The sequence below is a fragment of the Neisseria sp. P0009.S007 genome (assembly GCF_051962515.1).
Genome location: NZ_JBQCVF010000626.1, coordinates 1 through 932, shown reverse-complemented (window position 1 = coordinate 932; position 932 = coordinate 1). Strand labels below are relative to the sequence as shown.

The 932-nt window shown below is 51.4% G+C and carries 1 pseudogene; it reads left to right on the top strand.

Annotated elements, in window-relative coordinates:
* Nucleotides 1-932, top strand: a pseudogene (locus ACTHS3_RS15255) (GNAT family N-acetyltransferase); the annotation flags it as partial.

The following is a 932-nucleotide window of genomic DNA, read 5'->3' as shown; positions in this document are numbered from 1 at the left end:
GATACGCCGGATGCGTACAGCATTCATCAAACTCTGGATAATTTGGCACAAAAAACCAGCAAGCCCATTCTCGTCAGTTATCGTTTTTCAGACGGCCTAACCCGGTTTAACACGCCGGAAGAAGCCTTACTGACACTTTATTTCCGCAATCAAACCGCCTATTTGCAACAAGTGAAAAATACCCCTGCCCCAGCCAAAACAGGCCGTCTGAAAACACCCAAAAGCAAAAGTATCGATAAAGCCATTGCATCCGGCCAAACAGAACTGATGGCGGAAGCCCTATACCTGCCTCCGTGCCAAACCCAAAAACACAATGCCGTCCAGTTCCGGTTCAGCCGCCATGCCATTTACGGCAATATCCTTACCGCCCATTACAACGGCCAAACCGAAGCCGCATTGCCTCCATTTACCACGCTTGATATCCAGCGTTTAAGCCAATTTGCAGAACTCGACAACACGTCCGTTCTCAATCAATTCCTGCATTCCCTAAACACGCTTATCCGCAACAACCAGCATATCGGCGACATTATCCTCAACCACAACGGCAGCCAATACAGCAGCACTATCATTCCCGAAATCGTGGAAAAACCAGCCGTACCAACAACCAAAATCCCAAAAAAAGCCGTCCAAACCTTGGAACAGGCCGCCGCCAAAATGCAAAGCGCCGCCGCCTACCTCCAACAAAAAAATCCGGCAGCGGCCGAATTCCTACGCAACACCGGCGAAGCCGCTTCCGAACTGCTGCACCCTAAAACCGAAACGCCCGAGATACAAAACGTACTCGCACCCTATCCGAGCCAAACCGAGACCTTTACCCTGCCCGACGGCAACACACTGCACATCCGCGCACTAGAGCCTGAAGATGCCGAAGCCAAACAAAAATTTGTCCGCCAATTACCCGCGGCCGACCGCTATACGCGCTTCATGACCCA